The sequence below is a fragment of the Lactobacillus sp. ESL0701 genome (assembly GCF_029433445.1).
GTDB lineage: Bacteria > Bacillota > Bacilli > Lactobacillales > Lactobacillaceae > Lactobacillus.
On the sequence record NZ_JAQTIC010000001.1, the window covers coordinates 258,798 to 284,122 of the forward strand.

A 25,325-nucleotide genomic window follows, 5' to 3' on the forward strand; every position below is an offset into this window, starting at 1 on the left:
TTTAAAAAAACAAAATTATTTACACGGAGAAAAAATATTTTACTTGCAGATAAAAAAATAAATGCTAGAATTGCACCTAAACTCGCGAAAATACAAACTGGATTTTTTTACAAAAAGGATTTGACCCAAAATGAAAGTAGTTAAGTTTGGTGGCAGCTCACTAGCAGATGGTCCACATTTTGAAAAAATTATTAAAATTATTACAACTGATCCAGAGCGCAAAGTCATCGTTACATCAGCTCCTGGCAAGCAGGATAAAACTGATTATAAAATAACGGATTTATTAATAGATTATGCACACAGAACCTTAGCTAATCAAAGTTTATCTGCTATTCAAGAGCAAATTTGGCAGCGTTATGAAGAAATCGGCAGTTATTTTTCTGTGCCAAGCGAAAAAATGGCAGTACTAAAGCAAACCCTGTTCAATTTACCAAAAAAAGAATATAAAAATAATAATTATTTATTAGCAGCTTTTAAGGCACATGGTGAGATATTAAATGCACACTTATTAGCAATAATTTTGCAGCAATTAAACTTAAATGCTCATTTTGCTAGTAGCGGCGAATTAGGCATTGAAGTGACAGCTAATCCACAGGATGCCATGATTGTGCCAAAAACTTATGACAATTTAGCTAAATATCATCTGCCGAGTGGTTATTTGGTTGTGCCAGGCTTTTATGGCTTAACAAAAAAGGGACAAATCGCCACCTTTTCGCGTGGGGGTTCGGATATTACAGGTGCTGTTTTAGCTCGCGGCTTTCATGCTAGGGTTTATGAGAACTTTACAGATGTTGATGCGATTTATTCGGCTAACCCTGCAATTGTCACGCATCCAAAAGCAATCAGCAAAATGACTTATCGGGAAATGCGGGAGTTATCTTATGCTGGGTTTTCAGTTTTTCACGATGAGGCAATTTTGCCAGCGATAGCTGGTAATGTACCAATTAATGTGAAAAATACCAACCATCCTAATCTTAAAGGGACAATGATTGTTCCGGCAAAGGACTTTCATGCTGTGAACGTAATTACGGGTGTCGCAACCGCGACACACTTCTCAGCACTTTACTTACACCGCTATCTGTTAAATAAAGAGGTCGGGTTTACTTTGAAACTGCTGCAAATTTTTTATAAGTACCATATTTCGTACGAACATATGCCATCAGGGATTGATGACTTGACCGTGATTTTCGATGATCGCCAGTTTACTGCTGGAATTCGTGAAAAGATGTGCCAAGAAATACGGACACAGTTGCAGCCCGACAGCTTAGAGTGGATTGATGATTATGCCATCATCATGGTGGTTGGCGAAGGCATGCGCAATAAAGTTGGCGTGATGGCTAAAATTATTGAGCCTTTGGCAGCCCAGAACATTGGCGTTCATATGATTAATCAGGGCGCGTCACGGATTTCAATTATGCTAGGAACTAAACGTAAGGATGCGCCAGAAGCTGTTAGACAAATCTATAACAATTTTTTCATGCAAGGAGCAGAAACAAATGATTAATATAGAAAAAGTTCATGGCTCACAAAACAGCTTCTTTTTGCTGGACCAAACTAAATTAGTTAAGCCGCTGACAACAACGGAGTTACAGAATTTGGTGATTAAGTTGACGGATAGTAAAACCGGGCTACTTGGCGGCAGTGATGGCTTGTTAGTGGTTGAACCTGCAACTGCTCCAGCAGCTATTGCGCAAATGCGCATTTTTAACAAGGATGGTTCACAAGCATTGATGTGTGGCAACGGTTTGCGCACGGTTGCGCGGTATTTAGCTGGTAAACTTCATCAGCGTGAGTTTTTGGTGCAGACCGCTGCCGCCAATTTACGGGTGCAGCAATATCCTGATTTGGCTCCTGGCGTGCCGGCTTTTAGTGTTGAAATTGCGCCGGTTTCATTTACGGCAAATGATGTCGGCTGGCATAATTTGCCGTTCACTAAAATTATTAATCAGCCAATTCCGGCTTTTTCTGCTAATTTAAAATTTACGGCACTAGCAGTACCTAATCCACACTTAATTAGTTTTGTGGCGGATATTCATGAAAGTCATGAAATTTTAGGGCAGTTGGGGCAGGAACTAAATCAGCCCAATCAGTATTTTCCAGGTGGGGTAAATGTTAGTTTTGCGCAAATTTTAGCTCCTAACAAATTATTTGTGGAAACATATGAGCGCGGCGTCGGCTTTACTAACGCCTGTGGAACGGGAATGTCAGCGACCAGTTTGGCTGGTCATTTAGCTTATCCAGAGCAGATAGCTGCCGATGAATTGCTAACGGTTTATAATCTGGGCGGTTTAGTGAAGACAAAAATTCATTCAAGAGTTAATGGCTATTGGATTGAACTAATTGGTAATGCGACGGTTACCCACCAGATATACCTTCCAGAAAAATGCTTGCATGAAGCAGAATTTGAACAGCAACAGGTTAGTTTAGTTGAAACTGATGAACAGGACGCATATTTAAAATTTGTGTCTACTTTCAAAAATAGCTAAAAAATTTGTTAGAACTTGAAGAATTCTGGCAAACCTTTTTGAGCAAATAAAAATACCCAATTACAATTGAATTTATAATTAGGTATTACCAGTTGGATAAGATATTTAATAAAAGCTTTTTGAAAGAAAATATGCTAGGCTAACAGCCTAGCATGTTTTCTGTAAGTGATTTAATGAATAGAGCATATATTTGCTCAATCCTGCTAGGTGTTTAATCTAGCAGGTAATTAAATCTATTATTATTAGTATATTCACCTTAAAAATAGTATATTTAGTATTACTACTTTGTCTTCTGTAATTAATTAAAGCATAATTTATTGTGACATTCAATACTGAATTATAAAAATACTAATTATTATGCAATGGCGCAATGACAATCAATATTTTTCGTGATACTACAAACAGTTAACGGCGGTCAGCTTTTTGTTCGAGCTAAAAGTGCGACTTTATTATATACTAGAACGAGTTGTTTTAGTTCGAAAGGGATGGACGATGAGTTTACTAACGGTTAAAAATCTTGGACAAAGTTTTGTGGATAAAACCTTGTACGAGGATGCGAATTTTGTCCTTAATAAAGAGGACCACATGGGGGTCACGGGACAAAATGGGGTTGGTAAATCAACCTTAATTAAGATTTTAACGGGCGAGATGTTACCAGATGAAGGTCAGGTTAAGTGGCAAAACAAAGTTGATGTTGGCTACCTTGACCAGTATGCCAAATTAACGCCCGGGGAAACAATCCGTGGCTTTTTGCGCACTGCATTTGCCGCGCTATATCAAAAAGAAGACGAATTAAACGGACTTTATGCTAAATATGCTGAAAATGGCAATGATGAGTTATTAGAAAAGGCTGGTAAAGTTCAAACTTACTTAGAAGAAAATAATTTTTACGGAATTGATACCGAGATTGAACGTGTTGCGTCGGGTTTGGGACTGGCAGAACTAGGTTACGATCATGATGTGGCGCAACTTTCTGGTGGTCAGCGTTCCAAAATTATTTTGGCCAAATTATTACTGCAAAATCCGGATGTCTTATTGCTTGATGAGCCAACTAACTATCTTGATGTGTCACACATTGATTGGTTAGTCGACTACTTGAATGACTTCATGGGCGCGTTTATTGTGGTCAGCCATGATTATGACTTTTTGGGGCGGATTACCAACTGTATTATTGATGTTGATGTCGGCACAATTACACGTTATACGGGAACTTTGAAGCAAGCGATGCGACAAAAAGAAGCTAACCGTGAGACCTATCTCAAGGCTTATGCTAACCAGCAGCGTAAAATTGCCAAAACAGAAGCCTATATCCGTAAAAATAAAGCGGGAACGCGTTCTAAGAGTGCCAAATCACGTGAACGGCAGTTAGCTCACATGGATGTTTTAACACCACCGAAATCTAACCGACGTGCGCGATTTGAATTTCCTTATGTAGCAACAGCATCTAACTTGCTATTGCAGACGCAAGACTTGGTAATTGGTTATGACCACGCGTTAGTTAAAGAAGCATTTAACTTTTCTGTTGGCGGCAATGAAAAGGTGGCAATTACTGGTTTTAACGGAATTGGAAAGTCGACCTTGCTGAAAACCTTGTTAGGACAATTAAAGCCAATTTTTGGTGATTTTGAATTGTCAACGACGGCAAAATTAGCTTATTTTAAGCAGGATTTAACGTGGCCGAATAATAATATGACGCCGCTGCAATATTTGCAGGAAGAATTTGAACGGCAGAAGCCGAAAGAATTGCGCGGTGCTTTAGCACGCATGGGTGTGACAGCACAACAGGCAATGAGCCCGTTAAAGAAGTTATCCGGTGGTGAGCAGGAAAAAGTTAAGCTGGCGAAGATGCAGTTTGAGCCAGCTAACTTGCTTTTCTTAGATGAGCCAACCAACCACTTGGATCGTGATACCAAAGATGCGTTGCGCAAGGCAATTGTTAATTTCCCTGGTGGGGTAGTTATCGTTAGCCACGAGCGCGACTTCTTCGAAGGCAACTGGGTAGATAAGACAATTGACATTGAAACGATGAATAAATAGACGAAAGATCAGGTAAGCTGATCTTTTTTTATTAATCAAAATTGACCTTCGGTCATTTTTGCGTAATAATATTGTTAAATTGAGGTGAAAAAATGCCAAATATTCATACAACGCAGCAAAAGCAAGCTAAACGTGAATTAATTATGCAGGTAGCGATGCAGCTTTTTGCTAAACAAAGTTATACCCAGATTACGATGAAACAAATTGCTGATACAGCAGGCGTAGCTAAGGGCACAATCTTTAACTATTTTGCGACCAAGGAAGACCTATTTATGAGTATCCTGCTGGAAGATTATTGCAAGTTCTTTACTAAAATTATCGAACTGGTCAAGCAGCAGTCAGAAGTAACGCAATCAAACTTAATTGAATTAATGATTAGTTCCACGCGGGCTTTAATTAATAAACACGCGGAGCTAGTCAGGCTAAATGCGATTCGTGGTCCAGTCTTGGAAGGCAAAGCCAACATGGCGGAGACGATTAAGCGCCGTAATGAGCTGTATGCACTTAGCCATGAACTTGGGGAGTTATTGGCAGTGAAGAGCAAGCAGTTATTAACGCCGGGACAATTTAGTCATTTATTCATTATTCAAAGTGCAATTATCAGCGGCTTACTGAACATGTCTTCACTTGCTAGTTTTAATCATCAAGAAGTTGCCTTAACTTACCCGGACTTTGCGATTGATTTAGTGGGGGAAGCCGAAGCCCAGATGCGATATTACTTAACAGGATTTTTTAAGGAACAAACAGATAATGAAACAAGCACAAATTCGTAATTTTGCCATTATTGCCCACATCGATCATGGTAAGTCGACATTGGCTGACCAAATTATGGCGTTAACCAAAACGGTCAGTGAACGTGAATTTAGTGACCAAATGCTGGATGATATGGAAGTTGAACAAGAGCATGGTGTCACCGTTAAGGCAAGAACGGTGCGTAACTTTTACCAAGCACAAGACGGTCAGGAATATGAATACAATTTGATTGATACTCCCGGTCACGTGGATTTTAATTATGAAGTTGCTAAGAGTCTGGCAGCTACTGAAGGGGCACTGCTGTTAGTCGATGCCACCCAGGGGATTCAGGCACAAACAATTGCTAATTATCGCATTGCCAAGAAGAATAACTTGGCGTTAATTCCGGTGATTAACAAGGTGGATATTGCTTCAGCCGATGTTGCCCGCACGCAGCAGCAATTACTGGAGTTAGACAAGTCCTTTACGCCGGAGCAGACGCTATTGATTTCTGCTAAAACTGGTCAGGGAGTCCCCGAATTACTTGAAGCGATTAGAACGCAGATTCCTGCACCCCAAGGGGATAATCAGGCGCCACTTAAGGCATTGGTCTTTGATTCGGTCTATGATGCTTACCAAGGAGTAATTATTGATGTGCGCCTGATTGACGGGCAATTATCGGCTGCAACTGACTTACAGTTAATGCAAGCGAAGGTGTCATTTCGCCCTAAAGACATTGGGGTATTGACACCTAATATGCAAACTCAAAAAGGATTACAGGCTGGTGAAGTTGGTTATATTGTGACTGGCATCAAGGACCCGAAAAAAATTCGGGTTGGTGATACTATTACCACTAAGATAGACCCGACTAAAGAGGCACTGCCAGGTTATGAACCGGCCAAACAGTTGGTTTTTGCTGGGATTTATCCTAAGAACAATGATTTTCCAGCATTAAAGCAGGCACTTAATAAATTGAGTTTAAATGACACGTCCTTTTCCTTTGTGGAGGAGCGTTCAGAAGCTTTAGGGCAGGGATTTCGCTGTGGCTTTTTAGGAACCTTTCATTTAGAAATTATTCGCGAACGCCTGCAGGATGAGTATGGTATTGATGTCTTGACAACGGCTCCGAACGTAACATACTTTGTCTACTTAAAGAATGGTCAAGAGATGAAAATCAATAATCCGGCGCAGTATCCGGCTTTCGGCTTGATTGACCACGTAACAGAGCCATTTATCAAGGCTGAAATTATGACGCCGAGTGCGACATTAAATGCCATTTTGAAATTAGTAGAGCAACATAAGGGGATGCTGCTTGACCTAGATAACGATGAAGCACAAATTTTGGTAACAGTTAAGATGCCTTTGTCAGAAGTGGCATATCATTTCTTTTCTGAATTAAAGTCGGTGTCACATGGTTATGCCACGCTTAATACAGAGTTCTTGGACTATGAGGATGCAGACCTAGTTAAAATTGAGGTGGATATTAACTATGCTCCAGTTGACTCACTTTCATTTGTTGTTCACCGTATGGACGCACCGCAAATGGCGCAAAAATTGGTCAAGGAATTGAAGTATACAGTGCCGCGGCGGCTTTATCCGACACCAGTTCAAGCAATTGTTGAGGGCAAAGCGATTGCCCGAGTTGATGTACCGCCGCTGCGTAAGAATGCGGCAGTTGACGGCAATCAGCGCAGTGTCTCTAAAAAGGCAGCTCAAGGCGAAGTTAAATTACCACAGGAAGTATTTAATGTAATTTTGGAACTGTAAAAATTTGTCAGTTGCGCTAAGCCATAATTTGAGTATAATAAGTAATACGAGCCGACAAAAAACGCGAGATGCGTAATTTTGTTACGAGGACACCCGTCTTAACTGACAGGTACGGGAAGTGCTGGTGTTTGGTCTACCTGATGTGAACAGAAGTAGCCAACTGTTTTTGTGAAAAATAGCCTCGATTAAAAAGAGCAAGTTCTTAATTGAACCTGCTCTTTTTTGTTATTTGATGTATAACGCCTGCTTGCCCTGCTGGTTATAGCTCCGCTCTAAATTAGCCCACGGAATTTTCTCGTTCTTATGACCAAAAGGATCATTAACAAAAATAATTCGTGCTTTCTTATTAAAGCCGGTAATCACACAGGCATGTGATGATGGCGTAACGTGGACATTGCCTTGAGCTGTATGCCAAGTTTGCATGTCACTGACATGATTAAAGTTAGTTGTGGTAATAATCATGACGGGGTGACCAGTTGAGACCAATTTCATTACTTGAATAAAGTCATGCCCCGTAAAATTTTGAATGCGGTTAGTATATTTTCGCGCTACTTGCTCTAGTGGCTCATTATAAACGCACCAACCAGCGTTGGTCTGGCTCATGTAACCAACAAAGCCCTTATGAGGGTTGCCACGATATTGACCATTGTCGGTAAATGAAGCAACGTGAGCAATATTTTGGGAGAGGTCTAGCTTGGTAACTTTGATGCCATAATAGTTTAACAGCATACTTAAAGAGGTGACTTCGCAACCATTAGGAAGGTCAGGATACTGGCTTTCTAGTGGTACGTCGAGTTTTTGCTCAGACTTTAGGGTTAGCCAGGCATATTGATTACGCCAACTTTTGGAATTAAAGGCAAAAATAAGTGCTCCAAGAAGTAGGAGCATCATTAATAAAGATAAATATTTAGCAAATGATTTTTTGTTTTTCATAAGTGCTATTTAATCATAAAAAGCTAGCCATAACCAAAAAAGCGCTCAACTTAATGAGTGCTTTTTTGGTTATTAATTGAAGGTCAGATTAGTGATGACTTGCACCTGAAAATGCGTCCATCGTGTGATCTTCGCCCTTAACAGGCATTCCTTCAACGTCCATTCCTGGGCAGAATACTTCGTCCATTGGCACGCCTTTTTCTTCGGCTAATGCTGTGTTCAAAGTCTTCATATCCATCAAATGATACTTCTTGTCTGGGTCTTTTGGATCAACAATTTGAATTTGAGCCATCATACCAGCATCTTCGTGTTCGATAATGTGGCAGTGGTACATGAAGACACCAGTGTTTTGGAAGTAAAGCTTGATGCGAACAGTTTCTTTAGGAGCAACTTCAATGGTATCCTTGTAAACGCCACGTTCATTAGGATATGGTTCATGACCATTACGTGATACTACTAAGAAGTGAGCACCGTGAACGTGGAATGGGTGCAACATACCATGAGCCTTATCATTGGTGTTAGTTACGTCCCAGTATTCAGCGTCCATTAAGTTTTGCTTCATGTCAATTCTTTGCATGGAGAACAACTTACCGTTAATTTCGTTGTGGTTGTCCATAGTAACATGAGGAATTGGTGCATTTGGATTTACAACTGGGTCATGTGGTGTAAATAGGGTATCAGGAATGACACTGTCATCTTTTTCATATTGGTGAATTCTAAATTCAACTAATTTGAAGTCATCAGTGTAAAGGTTAACAATGTCGCCTTCCTTATAGTCACTAAAGTCAACAACTACTTGTTGACGTTCACCGGGTCCAATTAAAACCTTGGTCATCTTAACTGGGTGCTCTAAGAATGAGTCATCACCAGCAATTTGGGTCATAACTAAATCGTTGTCGAAGTGTAATCTCCATTCACGACGGTTAGAACCGCCTAAGAAGATTAAACGTACTTTTTGCGTAGTAACATCAACGTAAGGCTTAATAACACCGTTGATTACAGGGTTATCACCGTAAACACCCATTGCATTATAGTCAGCCTTGTAGTCAAATTGGTTATCTTCGTGGAAAGTCCGATCCTGCAAAATAATTGGGAATTCGTCCTTGCCGTAAGTCTTAGGAATTGGCAATTCAGCTTCGTTAGCATCAGTTACAACAACACCCATTGCAAGTCCCATCCAAACTTGTGAAGCAGTTGATGGACATGGGTGAGCATGCAGCCAAGTAAGAGCAGCTGGTTGGTTAACAACGAAGTCAATGTGCTTTTCTTCACCTGGATAAACTGGTGAGTGGCAAGCCCCATCGTTACCTGGTCCAGAAACTTCCATACCATGCCAGTGGTAAGTAGTTAATTCTGGTAAACTGTTCTTCAAAGTTACGTGAACATGTTGTCCGCGAGTTAAGACCATTGTCTTACCAAGAACTGGGAAGTTGTAGCCCCAAGTATGGGTCTTCTTGCCTGGTAAGAATTGGAAGTCACCTTCTTGTGACTCAATTGTGTACCAAACATCATTGTTTTCAGCTTTATCTGGTTCCAATACTGGTGGAACGATTAATGGTTGAGCTTCAACATTGTCAGGGATAGTGAGGTCTTTATAACCCATACCGTGATTTCTGTCAAAGTCTTCTGAATCATAGAAATAATCTGTGTAAACTTTATCTGACATATTCTTCTGCCTTTCAGTTAAAAAGTTTTAGTAAAAAAATTTCATTACGCTTACAATTTACTCTTGGTGAAAACGCTTGTAAAGTGGTTAAAATCATGATTTTATGCCAATATTATAAAATCCACTCGTTTTCAGAAAAACTGCTGACAAATGTTATTTAATTAGGAATAAAAATATGTTAAAAGCAATGGTATTCTTGCCTTAAGCAACTTGTTTTATTTGCTTACAGAGTTACTTAATAAAGATTAACGTTTTTTAAAAATAAAAATAAATAAATTGTTTTTACAGCCGATGTTGAGTATCGTATAGAAGAATAATAAATTAGATTACACAATGAAAAAAGGAATTTTTAGTTTGAAGATTAATTTGAAAAATTTAACTGAAAAAATTGAACAAGAAGATTATTTACAAGATTTGGCAACTATTAAGTATGCCGATTTAAATAAGTCGAAGGCTAAAATTAAGGAAGCTGCGGCTAACATGGTTAAGGAGACCGCTGCGGCTGTTAAGAAGGGGTCATTGAGTCATATTGCACTTGAAGTAACTGGACAGCGACCAGTGACTTTTGCCTTGGAAACCAATATCATCAATTTGCCGTACAGTAATTACAAAAAAATCAGCAACTTTTTTGAAGAAGGACAAGATTATCCAATCGACATTTACTTTGAGACTGCGTCAGATTATCTAAATGCGTCGAAATTTCGCATTGACCAATTAGCAACTGAAGCTGAATTACAAGATGAAGATACGGTTATTACGAAGTTAGCGGCTGCAATTAGTGAAAAGCTTAAGCAGGTGCGCGAATATGAAAAACCGGCACCCGCAGTAAAAAAAGCGCCAAAAAAGACGGCGGCATCTAAAACAACTGCTAAGAAGAAAACAGCAACTAAAAAGCCGGTAAAGAAGTCTACTGCCAAGTCCAGTAAAGCTAAGAGCAAAAAAGAGTAGATTACTAATGAAGGTTGAATATGAGCGTTCAGGCTGCAAGCAATTTTTTAAAAAGCACAAGAACGAAGTCAAGCTAATTAAGCACTGCATTGAAGAAGCATTGACTAGTCAGGTTGAAACTGGAATGACCAAGGTTAAGCGGGCAGCAAGTCAGCGAGTGAATGGCGACTGCATTTATGAGTGCCGGGTAAATCTAAAAAAGACTGGGTCGGCGCGGGTTGCCTTTATTGTTGATGAGCATAGTTTAATTACCGTTATCTATATTTCGTCTACTTTGCAAAAAGATGCCTTCACGCATTTACTTGAGCGCAATTTAAAAGAAAATCATTATTCAGCTTAGTGAAAAAGATTGGCAATTTTGCCAGTCTTTTTTTAGTAGATAACTATTCAAAATGAACTTTTTACAATATAATGGAAGCAATCACAGGAGGATTTTTATGTTTAGCTGGAATCTACTTGGCATCTTGTTATGGGTAATTGTTATCCTTTATTTTGTATTTGTAGTGCAGAATATTCGCAAGCGCCGAATTAGGATGATTATTAATAAGCACCGCCGCTTTAGTTGGCCTAATTTTTTACTGGATATTGTTGAAATCGTGGTTTTATTAGTTGGGATTGGCGGCTTATTTGCCAAAGCCATGTTGGATAATCCCGATTTAGATGATACTAGTAAAATCTCGTCAAATATTGTTTATCAGCCGCTGGTCATGGACACGGGAACTGGCAATTCAAGCTACGTGACGATTAACTCCAAGAAGAAAAAGATTGGCACGCAGACTTATACCTTTTATCGTGCTGGTAAACGGGTCAAAGTTTCTAGTGAATTTGCGACAGTGGCTTACGGCAAGAATCCGCTGGATTTGAATGCAGAGCGGGTGCCGTATAGCGTTAAGCAATTAAAGCGAATGGATAAGAAGTATCAGCGAGCCTATGTTGCTACTTATACCGCAACTTACAAGAAGATTTGGCAGAATGGAATTGGGATGCACGCGGGACGCAACGCGATGACCTACTATTTGATTAGAATTCCAGATGCATCATTTATTAAACAAAAATAAAAACGGCGACTTCAAAATTGAGGTCACCGTTTTTTAGATGATTAATTATTTTTGGCTTGCTGGACCTGTCTAAGTAAGTTGCCGTCAATAAAGGCGAGTAAGAAACTGGCGGTTAAAAAGTCCAGCACGTTACCTGAAGAAAAGGCTGCAAGTAGAACAAATAGACTGGATAGGATGAGCGAGCTCACGAGGTAGGTGCGTGCTGCTCGCCATCTGAGCCATTGGTAAAAAGCATATGCAAGTACGACTAAATATGGTCCAACAAACAGCAGCATTCCCAGCCAGCCGAGTGCATATATTTGTGCTGAAAAGTCACGTTCTAAATTAAAGATATTGTTTTCTCGAGTATATGAAATACCGAAAAATTTATCTAAGCGATTATTATTAGTCTTAACAACTTGATTGAGCATAGCTTGTTCGACATGGCGGTTCTGCATGCGTGTTTGACCAGGTTCATTCATGATTTTAAGCCAGAATTCAGGATCATATTGGTAAGGGTAGCTCTTGAAGACAAACTTGGGATTCAGGGCATAAGCCTGATAATTGTTTTTGATAAAATCCCGTAAAAATTGCTCCCGCTCCTTACCTTGGGGATGTTTGGCTAAGCCAGCTTTTAATTCACGTGTTTCATTTGTTAAATCGTGATCGGATTGCTTGGCAAGGTAGATTTCATAATTATAGCGTTGAATGGCAGGACCAAACGGTAGAATTACGAGTGATCCAAGCTCAATTAAGATGGCAGTTAACAGTGCCCAGCCGCCTTTTTTAACGTCCTTAATAATGAATTTATGGAAGGCAAAGAGCAGACAGCTAATGATAATGCCGCCAATTAACCCAATTGCTGCGACTTTAGTGCCGATTTCAATCATAGCAAGTGCTTGGACGACATTGAGGGTGACGATGTACCAATTAAATTCGGTAAATAAATAGTAGAGCATTAATGGCAGCAGCATGAAGAGAACAGCCGAGATCATATTGGTAAAGTTAAAAAAGCCCTTGGAAGCCATGTGTGAGTAGCCAATATTAGAATTGAAGAACCACATAAAAATATTGGCACTGATTGTTCCAGTTTCGTAAGACTTGAGGGAAACGATAAATAAATTAGATAATATAATTGTTCCCGAAAAAAGTCCGGAGACACCTTCAATTACCAGCCGCAGTTTTCTTTGACTGAAATTAAATTCATCGGTTAAAAATAAGACAATCAGCGGTAATACCATTCTAATTAAATAAAAGATTTCGCTGGTCGTTGAATAGCCGTACCCTGTGGGATTAACACTGGTAAAGTTGCGCACATGAATTAGATGCAGTGCCGAATAAATGACAAGTAGAGCCAAATAGACTAATAGCCACTTACGCTGGGCAAGCTTGGACCATGACTTTTTCTGACTTAAAAAGAGCCCAAGCAGGACGCCAACAGCTAGAATCCGAATAATTGTTGGCAGGGTAAAGGGCAGGACATTGGCAAGCTGACCATGGTAAAACCAATATAAGTCCAAAAATGGTTGACTGAGAATGAACCAAAATAAAATGGTTTTTGCTTTTTCTTTCAATGTTGTTCTCCATTTTAAAATAATTATTTTGTTAGCCTAATTTTAGGCAAAAAAAGTGTAAAAAAAAAGAGCAGTGAGATAAGATCACTGCTTTTTAAGCAAAAAATATTTTTATTTTGCTTTTTCGTCATTTTCTTGGTCGTCTTCTTTAGCCTTAGCGATTTTTTCAACTTTGACGTCATTATCAGCTAAAGATTGAATTTCTTTAACCTTACGCTTTGGGGCTGCTTTTAGATTTTTGAAGTTGACAACGAGCTTGTTGTTTAAGTCACCGATGGCAGTTTTATCGGCTTCATCGAAGTCAATAATTTTTAACATAGCAGAATTTTCGTAGGTCTTTTCTACTTTACCGATAAATGGCTTGGTAAGTTCTTCCTCTGATTTTGCGCTGACAATGTCACCTAATTTTACATCTGCTTTTTTCAAAATGCTTCTTCCTCTCTCTCCCACGTTTCATTATAATAGAAAGATATTATTATAAAAGTCAATTGTTTTCAAGTAAAGGGAGTCTAGATTTTGCGAAAATTAATATTAATTGCTGGTCCCAGTGGTGCGGGTAAGACAACGATTTCGGAATATTTGACGAAGGAATTTGGCATTCCGCGGGTAGTGACGCATACTACAAGACCAAAAAGACCGGGCGAAAAGCAGCATCAAGCCTATCATTTTGAAGATGATACATCTTTTAGTAAATTACACTTTTTTGAGCATGTACGGTACGGGTCGTATCAATATGGCTCAAGTAAAGAAGCACTGGATTTTGCTTGGCAAAAAAATAATCTAGTATCTTTAATTGTTGATATTCAGGGAGCTGAGTCATATCTTAAGCAGTTAAAACAGCAGGTCTACTTCTTGTACGTCACAACCAGCAGTAAGCAGGAACTGGAAAAGCGGCTGTTTGCTCGCGGGGATGATCCAGTCAAAATTCAGGAGCGAATGAGTGGTGATGAGTTAAATCAGCTGCCGGATGAGCTAGCATCAAGTGCTCATGTTTTAGTTAATGATGATTGGTCTACAACTAAAAAATTGCTAAAGGAAATTATTACAAGTCTTTAATTAAGCTAGACTTTCTCTTTAATTCGGCTAAAAACAGACTATAACTGAATTCTCATGATTTTGTAGCTTGTTTGACATAAACGTGTAACATTTGATGGGTAATATATAAACTGACAGTTGAAAGAGAAGAAACGTTTAAACTATTAAAATCAAAAATTGTAAGTTGGAAGAAGAGAGAGAATTTTGAAACACAAACATAGTTTAATTAAGTTAATTACAGTTATATCATTATTCTTTGTTGGCAGTAGTACTGCCGTTTCTGCGGTTGCTAGTTCAAGTGAAGTTGTTAGTGCTAGCGCAGTTACTAAAAAGCGTAATGCCGTTGCCAAACTTGCTAAAAAGCAAGTCGGCAAAAGCTATGTTTATGGTGCCACGGGTCCTTATTCTTTTGATTGCTCAGGGTTAGTTCAATATGTCTTTCGCAAGGCTGGTAATACTACATTGCCAAGAACAACTTATTCACAAGTTACAGTTGGTAAGAGTGTATCTTTAAATAACCTCAAGAAGGGTGACCTACTATTCTGGGGATCTGCTGATGCACCATATCACGTAGGAATTTGTGTGGGTAACAACAAGTTTGTTCATGCCGCAACTCCAGATCAAGGTGTTAAGGAACAAACAATTAGTACTTACTTCTATCCATCAGCAGCTAAACGTATTCTTAATTAAGTTAACGCTGTAAAATCTTTTTTAACAATTACAATTAAATTTAACTGAGCCTTTTTAGAAAATATTATTTCTGAAAAGGCTTTTTTACATACTAGTATCTATTTTGTAATATTTATGTAACATAACACGAGTAAAATTTACAATGTAATGATAGAAGTGTAACAATGATGGTTGGCTTGTAACAACTATCTGATGTAATTGGGAGAATTTGATTTTGAAAATTAAGAGTAATATAGCTAAATTCACCACAGCTGCAGCTCTTGCCGTTACAGGTATTGCGACTGTCAATGCTGTTAATGCAAATTCTACAACTTCCAGTGTTGAAGCTGCGACTGAGAAGGTCAAGGTTAATTATGTTCCAGGATATGGTGTTAATATTTGGAGCAGTTACAAAAATCCTAGCTTCACGGGTCAAAAAGTTCAACACGGAACGGTTGTTAATGTCCTCAAGAGTAAGAATGATGCTAAGGGCAATACTTGGTATAAAATTGGACCCGGTCAATGGATTGAATCGCAATATACGGTCAAGGCTGATTCACCTGTTAAACGTGAACATGTCGCAACTTCAACTAAGCAAGCTAAAGAGATTGTAAAATTAGCTAAGTCAGAAGTTGGTAAGGCTTATGTTTGGGGCGGCAACGATCCAAGTGGCTTTGATTGTTCTGGTTTAGTCCAGTACGTTTATAATCAAGCTACTGGTAAGGATGTCACGCGGACAACTTATACTCAAGTAAAGCAAGGTCGAACAGTTTCAATGCAAGATTTGAAGCCAGGTGACTTACTATTCTGGGGTTCCGCTGATGCACCGTACCATGTAGGTATCTATATTGGTAATGGCGAATTTGTTCATGCGGCAACGCCATCACAAGGAGTTATTAAAGCAACTCTTAGTTCATACTTCTATCCATCAGTTGCTAAACGGGTTCTTAATTAATCAACCCTAAATAAATTAAGACATTTAGAACAATTTTCTAAGTGTCTTTTTTCTTTATTAAAAGACATGACTTGATTAAAAATTTTAGGCGACTAAAATAAGGTTATTAAATAAATTTATAATCACTTTTCGCTACCAAAAAGGAGAGTCAATGTTAAATGAAACGTAATTTTTTAAAAATGGGCTTGGCAGCAGCTCTGACACTAACAGGCGTTGCTACTGTTGCTCCACAAAAGGCAGTTAATGCAGCAACATTAAAAGAACCAATTAAACAAGTACAGATTAATTATTTACCTGGAAAAAGCATTAAAATATGGACAAATTATGAGGGTGGACGACCGATTAATTTTAGTGCTAAAAATGCAAGTAAATGGAATGTTGCTGCTACGGCAGTCGATAAAAAAGGTAAATTATGGTATAAAGTTGGCGTTGATGAATGGATTGAGGCTCGTTATACAACTGAAGTAATGGATAATGACGCGGCAACTGTTAAAGCGCAAAAGCAGACTCCGGTGGCAAAAAAGCCTAAGAAAACCAAACCTGCTAAAACACAAGTACCAGCTACATCTAAACCTAAACCAGCAGTTACAAAACCCAAACCGGCTAAATCCAAGCCAACTGCCAATAATACTAGTAATAATGTAACCACGGTTGCTAATACGGTAGTGAATGGTAGTGCTAGTCAAAAGGCTAAGGCAGTGGTCAATTTAGCTGAAAGTCAAGTTGGTAAAGGTTATGCCTGGGGTGGCAATGGTCCTGACAATTTTGATTGTTCTGGATTAGTTCAGTACGTCTATAACCAAGCCGGTGGTGTTAATCTGCCACGAGTGACGACAGATCAAGTTAAAGTTGGCACGACAGTTGATATGAGCCAATTGCAGCCAGGTGATTTGCTTTTTTGGGGTTCAACAGACGCGCCATATCATGTGGCAATTTATGTTGGTGACAATCAATATGTTAGTGCTGCAACACCTGAGCAAGGAGTGATTTTACAGACACTTAGTTCATACTTCTATCCATCAGTTGCTAAACGAGTTTTACAATAAAATAATTAATAAAAAACAGTTAATCGCTATTAAGTCAATTAACTGTTTTTGTTTGTAATTATTTAAATAAGATATTTTTGAAATTGAGCCTGTTTTTCTGGTGCTAAACGAACGGTAACATGAACACCATCGGCTTGGTACTGCTCAGCCATTACTTGGGCATGTTCGTGCAAGTAAGCTAGTGCCTTACCATCAGTTAATGGCAATAATAGTTCAAGTTGTTCATAATTGGCGAAAATACGTTTGGTAATCAGTTGCGCCAGCATTTTGATTGAAGCTGGATCAGTTGCTGAATATAAGATATCATTGCCCTCGATTTGCGGATAATTACGCTCGGTCTTGTCAGCTTTGTTATAAGCAGTAATCATCGGGATATCTTTAATGCCAATCTCAGCTAAGACATTCTGGGTGGTACGGATCATTTGAATCATGTTAGGGTCAGCAGCGTCAACGACATTAATCAGTAGGTCAGCATCTTTTGCTTCCTGCAAAGTTGCCTTAAATGATTCCACCAGATTGTGGGGCAGCTTGGAAATAAACCCAACAGTATCAGATAAGATGAAGCTAAAATTATTACCAAGATCAATTCGGCGAACGCTGGTATCCAGCGTGGCAAACAGCATGTTTTTAACAAACACCTGCTTGTCGCTGTTTTCGTCGGTGAATTCTTGGAGTAAACCATTCATTGTGGTTGACTTACCAGCATTAGTGTAGCCTACTAAGGCAACCTTAGGAATGTGGTTTTGGTTGCGGCGTTTAGCTTTAATTTCTTCCTGACTAGTGATTGCCTTTAGTTCTTTTTTAATCGCCGAAATTTGTTTGCCAATTGTTCTGCGGTTCATTTCCAATTTGGATTCACCAGCTCCACGGTTGGCAAACCCACCGCCAGTTGAACCGCCATTCCCGCGCTGCTGGTCAAGATTATTTTCAGAAGGGTGCAGCCTGGGTAATTCATATTGCAGCCTGGCTAGTTGCACTTGTAATTTGGCTTGCTTTGAGCGAGCACGACTAGCAAAGATTTCTAGAATTAATTCGGTGCGGTCAATTACCCGTAATTTGCTTAATTTTTCTAAATTACGAATTTGGACTGGAGATAATTCATCATTGATAATCAGTACTTTGGCTTTTAGTCCGTGAGCTAGGTCCTTAATTTCATTGATTTTGCCAAGACCAAAGTATGTCCCAGCAACAACTTGGACGGCATTTTGGTGTGATTGACCAACGACTTCCATATTATTAGCCATGGTTAAGTTGGCTAGCTCGGTCATGTAATAATCAAAGTTAGGGTCATTTAAGTTGACGCCGGCAATGTAGGCTTTGATTTTTTGAGGTGTATTATCGATCATTTGCGTTCTTCCTAATGTAATCATTTTAATGGTAGGTAGTTAGCTTAATTGTAGTACAAAAGTGGCTTTCTGCGAAAGAAGTTAATTTAGACTTTTTACTAGTAAAACCTGTTTTAGTCAATTGCTTGCACCAAAAATAATGGGCTAATGTGACTTATAGATTTAGACACTTCATGTTTCAATTATCAAGAAAGCGATTACTTAGAAAGGAAAAATAATGTTAGAACAACTGAAAAAAGAAGTTTATGAAGCTAACATGCAATTACCTAAGCTGGATTTGGTTACTTTTACTTGGGGCAATGTGTCCGGGATTGATCGTGACAGCGGCTTGTTTGTTATCAAACCTTCAGGTGTGGAATATGAACAACTGAAACCTGATGATATGGTGGTGGTTAACCTTAAAGGAGAAGTAGTCGAGGGTTCGCTGAATCCATCAAGCGATACGCCAACGCATACTGTCTTGTACAATGCCTTTCCTAAGATTGGCGGTATTGTCCATACCCATTCACCTTGGGCTGTAGCCTTTGCGGCAGCCAAAATAGATATTCCAGCGATGAATACAACGCATGCCGATACTTTTTATAATGCAATTCCGGCAGCTGATGCTTTAACTCAAGCAGAAATTGCAGAAGACTATGAAGGTAATACTGGCAAGTCGATTGTGCGGACGTTCAAAGAACGAGGCTTAGATTATGAAGCGACGCCGGGAGCCTTGGTTAGTCAGCATGGTCCATTTTGCTGGGGTGAAACACCCAAAAAGGCGGTATATAACGCTAAGGTACTAGAAGTAGTGGCTGAGGAAGATTATCACACTTTGCAACTAACAAGGGCTAATAGTGAATTACCACAATACTTACTGGATAAGCACTATTATCGTAAGCATGGTAAGAATGCTTATTATGGTCAAGATAATGTGCAGTCACAAACACATGCAAAGCGTTTATAGTTTTGCTAGTCAATTAATTGCACTAAAATTGATTGCTTTGCGTTACTTATAAAGCGCTTTTATAAATGATTAAATATTTGGTGTAAGAGGATAAATAGGAGGTGAATAAATGGAATTATTAAGTCCAAAGTTTGTTTTTGCACAAGTTAAGGCTAGTTCTGCTGATGAAGTTATTCACTATTTAGCAACTCAACTTAAAGATAACGGTAAGGTTAAAGATACGTTTGAAGAAGCTGTAAAAGCGCGTGAACAAATTCATCCAACTGGACTACCTAGTGGGGAAATTGCGGTGGCTATTCCGCATACCGATGTGCAATATGTTAATGAAGCTGCAATAACTTTTGCAACATTAGATCATCCAGTTGAGTTTCACAATATGGCTGTAAATGATCAGCTTTTAGAAGTTCAAATCGTTGTTATGCTGGCTTTGAAGGATCCACATAGTCAAGTGGAAATGTTACAAAAATTAATGGCTTTATTTCAAAATCAGGAGTTACTAGCCCAGTTGCAAAAAATTACTGATAACAGGCAGCTCTATGATGCAGTAAGTAAATACATTTAAAAAGTATTATTTGGGAGGAATTATTTATGAAACCGATTATTGATTTCATTATGTATATTGTTGGATTGGGACCAACTGTGTTAATTCCAATTATTATGCTAATCTTTGGTCTTTGCGTACGCGTTCCATTTACTAAGGCATTGCGTGGCGGCTTAATGGTTGGAATTGGCTTTATCGGATTAAATGCAACTGTTTCAATTTTAACTGATGTAATGAATCCAGCTATCAAAAATATGATTCAAGTTATGCACTTGAATTTGCAAGTTATTGATGTTGGTTGGCCTTCAGCTTCAGCAATTGCTTATGGTACTGCAGTTGGTGTAAGTATGATTCCATTAGGAATTGCGATTAATATCTTAATGTTAATAACAAAGACTACTTCAACGATTGATGTTGATATTTGGGATTTTTGGCACTTTGCCTTTAGTGGTTCACTAGTTTATGCCCTGACTAAAGATATTGTGTTGAGTCTGTTTTTGGCTAGTGTCAATATGATTGTAATTATGGTAACTGCTGATAGAACAGCACCATTATCTGAAAAATACTTAGGCTTGCCGGGAATTTCAATTCCTCATGGCTATGCAGGATCGTTCGTTCCAATTGCCATTGTCTTTAATTGGATTATTGATAAGATCCCGGGTATTAATAAAATTCATATGGATGCTAAAGACTTCAATAAGAAATTTGGTTCATGGGGTGAACCAACATTGTTGGGATTCGCTATCGGAATTATTATTGGTATTTTAGCTTATGGCTTTATTCCTGGTATGACAATTGCAACTAAGTTAGGTAAGATCATGCTAATGGGTGTTACTTTATCAGCTGTGATGATTATCACCCCTAAGATGGCAGCATTGCTATTACAAGGTGTTGTTCCTGTTTCAAATGCTATTCAAGCATTCACACAAAAGAAATTCTCTGGTAAGAGAAAAATTTACATTGGAATGGACACAGCTGTTGGTATTGGTAGTCCAGTAGTATTAGCTTGTGCTACCTTGATGATTCCAGTAGCTTTACTGTTTGCCTTTATTTTGCCAGGTAATCAATTTCTACCAACCATTGGTTTAGTCGGCTTTGTCTTCATGTTTCCGTTAATTGTCTCAGTAACACATGGGGATTTCTTTAGATCATTTATTATTGGTGCAGTAAACGTTGTTATAGGTTTGTGGATTGGTACGAATTTGGCACCATTAGTTACTAAATGTGCTAGAGCTGCACACTTTGCATTGCCAAAAGGTTCATCGATGATTTCAAGTATTGACTATGGTTCTAATCCGTATCCTTGGTTAATTGTTCAAGTAGCACCATTCAAGATTGCTGCTTATGTGATTGGGATCATTTTAATTGTTGGTTTATGCTGGTGGAATAGAAAGAAAATTATTGCGGAAGAAAATCAGTTAGCAGTAAATAAAGATAAAAAATAAATTTTAATTTATAAGGAGAATACATTATGAAAAAGATTTTAGTTGCCTGTGGCGCAGGAGTAGTTACTAGTACTAGTGCAATGAACAAGTTGCAGGAAGAACTAAGTAATCGTGGAATTGATAGTGATAAGTATACTTTAGGTCAATCTTCAGTCGCTCAAGTTGAATCACTTGCGAATGATTACGACTTAGTAATTACGACAACACAATATGATAATGATGCAATTAAAATTCCAGTAATTAATGGTTTACCATTGTTAACTAATATTGGTGTTGATGTGGTAATTGATGAAATCATTGATAAGTTAAATCTTAATTAAGCCTGTAAAAATATTTCAGGTAGGGGATATGGCTACAATTGAAGGGTGATTGGTGTGACAAAAAATGGTTCTACTAAATTAATAAATGCTAACAAATTACTAGAGTATTTGGCAAAAGCACCTGATTTTATTAGTTTAAAAGAAATAATGGAAACTTTTAATATTTCGCGTAGAACAGCATTTAATTGGCTAAGTTCAATCAACCAGGAATTGCAAAAAAATAATTTAGCAGAAATTATTAACATTCCACGTTATGGTTATAAAATGCCAGATCAAACAAAAAAGGTCATAGAAAGACATAATAATAGATTACAAGTTATACCCAAATCTGCAAGAATAGTCGATAATGCACTTGATCGCCAGACAATTATTGTTCTTTATTTAATTGGCAGTGGCAAAAATGTATCAATTAATGAGTTAGCTGCTCAGTTTGCTTGTTCACGTAATACTATTATTAAGGATTTCAAAATAATTAAGTCACGATTCCCCTTATTAACAATCACTAGCTCGCGAACAGGTCATCGAATTACTAGTAGTGAAACAGCTATTAGATTGACTATTTATGAGTTATTGCTTCATCATAATAAGTTAGCATTTGCTTTTATTAAAAAATTGAACTATCCGATAGCAGCAACAAGAAAGTTAGTTGTTCAAGCTCAACAAAAATTGCAGATGAGTTTTTCTGAAAATTCTATCCAACAGTTAACTTATTGGTTAATGTTTAGCAAATGGCGAATTAGTCATTATCATAATTTGCAAGATAATGATGATGACTATTCATGGATTGCTGCCAATACTAAGGGTGTACTAAGTACATGTTCTAAATTACTTTTAAAATTAATTAATCAGGATTGTTTAAAGGGTGAAGTTACCTTTCTTAGTAAAATAATGCTTTGTTCACAGGCAACTGAAGTCACCTGCGTGAAGCCAAGACTCTATCATGATCTTGCCAATATTGCTCAAGAAATAATTTTTCGCTATGAGCAGTTAACAGAACAGCAGATTTCATATAAGTTGTTTACTAAAGTTTTATGTAATCATCTTTATGCAACTTTTTTTAGAGTCAAATTTGGGATACCTTTTTATTCAAATGAAGTCGATGAGATTAAACAGCAATATCCAGAACTCGTTAAGTTTACTGCAATTGCTTGTGAACCGCTTGAACAATATTTGCAAAAGAAATTACCGACTGAAGAAGTGGCATTAATTTGTTTATATTTTGGTTCGATTAGTAGTAAGGGCTATCAAGATTTTTCAAATGGTGATAAACTCAAGCGTGCCTCTTTGGCGGAAGTACTAGTCGTATGCTCTAGCGGCATCGGAACTTCAGCCATGCTTTATCATGAGCTTAGTCGTTTGTATCCGTTAATTAAATTTTCCCCGCCACTTGAAATTCATGATCTAGAGCAAATTTTTGCCAATACTTACCAAGCAAGGCTGATTGTAAGTACAGCGCCACTTAAAGAAACGACGTATCCGATTCCTATTGTTAACGTTAAAGCAGTTTTGACCAAGCATGATCAGAGTATTATTGAAAGTTTTTTACGTGAGAAAGTTCCTCGTAAAATTGAACATAATGCAAGTGCAGTTGATAGTTTAGTATCAATTATTAATGAATATGCAGAAGTTAAGGATGAAAATGGCTTAAGACTCAGTCTTGATAAATTTATTTTTCCTGATAATAACAAAAATGGTCGAAGTGATTTGCCAAATTTGGGTAGTTTACTGCCGGCAAAACGAATAAAATTTATTCATAATAAGAATAATTTGTCTTGGCAGCAAGTTTTACAAGTTGGTTGTGATTTACTTGAACGAGATGGAGTTGTTGACTGTTTATATTTCAAAAAGATTAGTGACCTAATCAATAAATATGGTCCGTATATGTTAATCAGTAGTAATATCTTTTTGGCTCATGCTGCTCCAAGCAGTAGTAGTAAAGCAGTTGGCTTATCCTTAGTTTTATTGGATAAGCCACTTACAATTCAATCTCGTAGTCAAAAGGCTACTATAACTTGTATGTTTGTTTTATCTCCTGGGTTACATCGAGAACATGAACGAGCACTAGAACAGCTAGTTGATATTATTAGAAGTGAAAATAACGTCAACAAATTGCTAAAAGCTAAGACTTCACAGGAAGTGAGAAAATTCTTGTTGTCATTTTGCTAATAGTGAAGAATATGTATATTTAAAAGCCTACCATTAATCGTAACTTAATTAGGCTGAGCCAATTTTTAGAAGCAGAAAAATAAATTAGCAAATAGTAGTTATTCATTGATGAGTAACTGCTATTTATTTTTTACTTGGCAAGGACTAAATAAAGTGTATAATTTATCTTCATAAGGTACCTAACTAAATTGAAAGTAGTTGAAAGGACTTGGAATAATGACACAGAATTTAAGTTACCAGACTGATGCCAAAGTGCAAAAAAATCGCTGGTGGATTTTGGTAGCAGTAGGCTTGTTTACCTTTATGTCAACCTTGGATGGGACAATTGTTAATATTGCCTTGCCTGTAATTAGCGATGACTTGCATATTTCGATGAGTCAATCTGAATGGGTAGTTTCACTTTATTTGATTGTTGTCTGTAGTTTTATTCTTTTCTTTGGCAAGTTAAGTGACTTGCAAGGTAAAATTAAGATTTTTCGTTTAGGAGCGATTTTCTTTATTGCTGGCTCATTATTATCTGGTTTTAAAGTTGATTTACTGTTTTTGCTAATTGCAAGGGCAATTCAGGCTTTTGGTGCAGCCATGACGATGGCGACCAATAACGGAATTATTACGGAGATTTTTCCGCAAACTGAACGGGGTAAGGCACTTGGGACAATTGGCTCTTTTGTAGCTCTAGGATCAATTGCTGGGCCTGGTCTTGGTGGGTTGATTTTATCGCATTTATCATGGTCATATATTTTTTGGTTAAATGTTCCTGTAGGTCTTGTTGCGGCAATTATTGGAGCAATCTTTTTGCCTAAGGACATTACTTTTACTAAGGTACCACTTGATAAAACTGGCTCAATTGCATTTGCGCTCGGAATGGTCAGCTTATTTGGCGGGATTTTTCTTGGTCAACAGCTTGGCTTTACGGCAATAGCAGTTTTATTAATGTTAATTATTGGCTTGCTCAGTTTTTGCTGGTTTGTTTATACGGAAAATCATGCAGCGAATCCATTATTACGGTTCAGTTTGTTTAAAAATCTTGACTTCTCAGTCAGTTTACTATGTGCATTATTAATTTTTATTACTAACTTTTTCTTTAATGTGGTGATGCCATTTTATTTGGAAAACGCACGGCACTTATCTCCTGGTCAAACCGGCTATCTTTTAATGATTTTGCCGCTTGTGCAATTATTTGCGGCGCCAGTTGCTGGGACGATTTCTGATAAAATCAGTCCAAAATTAATTACTTTTATTGGGTTATTACTGCTACTGGTAAGTCAAATTGGCTACTATCTGTGCAATTTAACTTCACCGATTTGGCTCTTTATTGTTAGCATTGCCATCATGGGACTTGGCAGCGGTATTTTTAGTTCGCCGAACAATTCTCTTGTCATGAGTTCAGTTGAGCAAAAGGACTTGGGCGTTGCTGGCAGCATTAATTCACTTTCTCGTAATTTGGGTATGGTAATTGGTATTTCTAGTGCGACAACTATTTTGTTTGCGGCGATGAGTGCCAAAAAGGGCGTACGGGTAACAGCATACTTACCTAAGCAACCAGAAATTTTTATTTATGGGATGCACGTTGTCTTTTTAATTTCGATTATTATTTGCCTAATTACGGTTATTTTAAGTGGTTGGCGGCTATTTAAAAAAGATTAGTATTAATTGGTTAACAAAAAAAGAACTTG

At 37.9% G+C, this 25,325-nt stretch carries 23 protein-coding genes; 18 read left to right on the top strand and 5 right to left on the bottom strand.

The genetic code is table 11. The features are described 5' to 3' along the window. Window positions 1–130: 130 nt before the first annotated feature. From PT281_RS01190 to lepA, 5 genes are all read left to right on the top strand, one after another. Window positions 131–1,504, top strand: coding sequence for an aspartate kinase (locus PT281_RS01190; RefSeq protein WP_277151276.1), 1,374 nt, complete (start codon window positions 131–133; stop codon window positions 1,502–1,504). Beyond that, entirely contained in the window at window positions 1,497–2,486 is a 990-nt protein-coding gene (gene dapF, locus PT281_RS01195) for a diaminopimelate epimerase (protein WP_277151278.1), read from the top strand. The genes PT281_RS01190 and dapF overlap by 8 nt, the downstream gene beginning before the upstream one ends. 492 nt (window positions 2,487–2,978) lie before the next feature. After that, window positions 2,979–4,523, top strand: coding sequence for an ABC-F family ATP-binding cassette domain-containing protein (locus PT281_RS01200; RefSeq protein ID WP_277151280.1), 1,545 nt, complete (start codon window positions 2,979–2,981; stop codon window positions 4,521–4,523). 92 nt (window positions 4,524–4,615) lie between these two features. Further along, the gene (locus PT281_RS01205) at window positions 4,616–5,296 is read left to right on the top strand and encodes a TetR/AcrR family transcriptional regulator (RefSeq protein WP_277151282.1); all 681 of its coding nucleotides are present in this window, start codon (window positions 4,616–4,618) and stop codon (window positions 5,294–5,296) included. After that, window positions 5,274–7,022 (top strand): translation elongation factor 4, encoded by a 1,749-nt coding sequence (gene lepA, locus PT281_RS01210; protein ID WP_277151284.1) that lies wholly within the window; start codon window positions 5,274–5,276, stop codon window positions 7,020–7,022. The genes PT281_RS01205 and lepA overlap by 23 nt, the downstream gene beginning before the upstream one ends. Before the next feature lie 225 nt (window positions 7,023–7,247). Here the strand turns inward: lepA and PT281_RS01215 are convergent, their stop codons facing one another. Continuing rightward, a complete protein-coding gene (locus tag PT281_RS01215; RefSeq protein ID WP_277151286.1) occupies window positions 7,248–7,913 on the bottom strand; it encodes a C39 family peptidase in 666 nt (221 codons plus the stop codon). Window positions 7,914–8,043: 130 nt separating this feature from the next. Continuing rightward, window positions 8,044–9,621 carry a multicopper oxidase domain-containing protein gene (locus PT281_RS01220; RefSeq protein ID WP_277151288.1) on the bottom strand — a complete coding sequence of 526 codons (1,578 nt, stop codon included), beginning with the start codon at window positions 9,619–9,621 and terminating at the stop codon, window positions 8,044–8,046. A gap of 354 nt (window positions 9,622–9,975) precedes the next feature. Between PT281_RS01220 and PT281_RS01225 the strand changes: the two genes are divergently transcribed. From PT281_RS01225 to PT281_RS01235, 3 genes are all read left to right on the top strand, one after another. Further along, window positions 9,976–10,569, top strand: a complete 594-nt coding sequence (locus tag PT281_RS01225) for a hypothetical protein (RefSeq protein ID WP_277151383.1) — start codon at window positions 9,976–9,978, stop codon at window positions 10,567–10,569. Between the two features lie 7 nt (window positions 10,570–10,576). Continuing rightward, window positions 10,577–10,909: a hypothetical protein gene (locus PT281_RS01230; RefSeq protein WP_277151290.1), complete on the top strand. Its 333-nt coding sequence runs from the start codon at window positions 10,577–10,579 to the stop codon at window positions 10,907–10,909. A gap of 97 nt (window positions 10,910–11,006) precedes the next feature. After that, the gene (locus PT281_RS01235) at window positions 11,007–11,627 is read left to right on the top strand and encodes an LVIS_2131 family protein (RefSeq protein WP_277151292.1); all 621 of its coding nucleotides are present in this window, start codon (window positions 11,007–11,009) and stop codon (window positions 11,625–11,627) included. A 41-nt stretch (window positions 11,628–11,668) separates the two neighbouring features. Here PT281_RS01235 and PT281_RS01240 read toward each other — a convergent pair whose 3' ends face one another. Beyond that, window positions 11,669–13,180 carry an O-antigen ligase family protein gene (locus tag PT281_RS01240; RefSeq protein ID WP_277151293.1) on the bottom strand — a complete coding sequence of 504 codons (1,512 nt, stop codon included), beginning with the start codon at window positions 13,178–13,180 and terminating at the stop codon, window positions 11,669–11,671. Window positions 13,181–13,291: 111 nt separating this feature from the next. After that, window positions 13,292–13,606: a DUF2187 domain-containing protein gene (locus PT281_RS01245; protein ID WP_277151295.1), complete on the bottom strand. Its 315-nt coding sequence runs from the start codon at window positions 13,604–13,606 to the stop codon at window positions 13,292–13,294. A gap of 90 nt (window positions 13,607–13,696) precedes the next feature. Between PT281_RS01245 and PT281_RS01250 the strand changes: the two genes are divergently transcribed. The 4 genes from PT281_RS01250 (at window position 13,697) to PT281_RS01265 (ending at window position 16,885) form a co-directional block, all read left to right on the top strand. Then, window positions 13,697–14,236, top strand: a complete 540-nt coding sequence (locus tag PT281_RS01250; RefSeq protein WP_277151297.1) for an AAA family ATPase — start codon at window positions 13,697–13,699, stop codon at window positions 14,234–14,236. A gap of 183 nt (window positions 14,237–14,419) precedes the next feature. Beyond that, window positions 14,420–14,905: a C40 family peptidase gene (locus PT281_RS01255; RefSeq protein ID WP_277151298.1), complete on the top strand. Its 486-nt coding sequence runs from the start codon at window positions 14,420–14,422 to the stop codon at window positions 14,903–14,905. Between the two features lie 214 nt (window positions 14,906–15,119). Then, complete coding sequence (locus PT281_RS01260) at window positions 15,120–15,839, top strand: C40 family peptidase (RefSeq protein ID WP_277151300.1); 720 nt, start codon at window positions 15,120–15,122, stop codon at window positions 15,837–15,839. A gap of 158 nt (window positions 15,840–15,997) precedes the next feature. Then, entirely contained in the window at window positions 15,998–16,885 is an 888-nt protein-coding gene (locus PT281_RS01265) for a C40 family peptidase (protein WP_277151302.1), read from the top strand. 62 nt (window positions 16,886–16,947) lie between these two features. On the opposite strand, the gene hflX is transcribed toward PT281_RS01265, so the two are convergent. After that, on the bottom strand, window positions 16,948–18,231 hold the full coding sequence (hflX, locus tag PT281_RS01270; protein ID WP_277151304.1) for a GTPase HflX: 1,284 nt from the start codon (window positions 18,229–18,231) through the stop codon (window positions 16,948–16,950). 217 nt (window positions 18,232–18,448) lie between these two features. Here hflX and PT281_RS01275 point away from each other — a divergent pair, with 217 nt between their 5' ends. From PT281_RS01275 to PT281_RS01300, 6 genes are all read left to right on the top strand, one after another. After that, window positions 18,449–19,177 (top strand): L-ribulose-5-phosphate 4-epimerase, encoded by a 729-nt coding sequence (locus PT281_RS01275; RefSeq protein WP_277151306.1) that lies wholly within the window; start codon window positions 18,449–18,451, stop codon window positions 19,175–19,177. Window positions 19,178–19,286: 109 nt separating this feature from the next. After that, complete coding sequence (locus PT281_RS01280; RefSeq protein WP_277151308.1) at window positions 19,287–19,739, top strand: PTS sugar transporter subunit IIA; 453 nt, start codon at window positions 19,287–19,289, stop codon at window positions 19,737–19,739. Between the two features lie 26 nt (window positions 19,740–19,765). Further along, complete coding sequence (locus PT281_RS01285; protein WP_277151310.1) at window positions 19,766–21,163, top strand: PTS transporter subunit IIC; 1,398 nt, start codon at window positions 19,766–19,768, stop codon at window positions 21,161–21,163. A 26-nt stretch (window positions 21,164–21,189) separates the two neighbouring features. Then, a complete protein-coding gene (locus tag PT281_RS01290) occupies window positions 21,190–21,483 on the top strand; it encodes a PTS sugar transporter subunit IIB (protein ID WP_277151312.1) in 294 nt (97 codons plus the stop codon). Window positions 21,484–21,537: 54 nt separating this feature from the next. Then, window positions 21,538–23,649, top strand: a complete 2,112-nt coding sequence (locus PT281_RS07825; RefSeq protein ID WP_277151314.1) for a PTS sugar transporter subunit IIA — start codon at window positions 21,538–21,540, stop codon at window positions 23,647–23,649. Window positions 23,650–23,865: 216 nt separating this feature from the next. Beyond that, window positions 23,866–25,296, top strand: coding sequence for an MFS transporter (locus tag PT281_RS01300; protein WP_277151315.1), 1,431 nt, complete (start codon window positions 23,866–23,868; stop codon window positions 25,294–25,296). Window positions 25,297–25,325 lie beyond the last annotated feature (29 nt).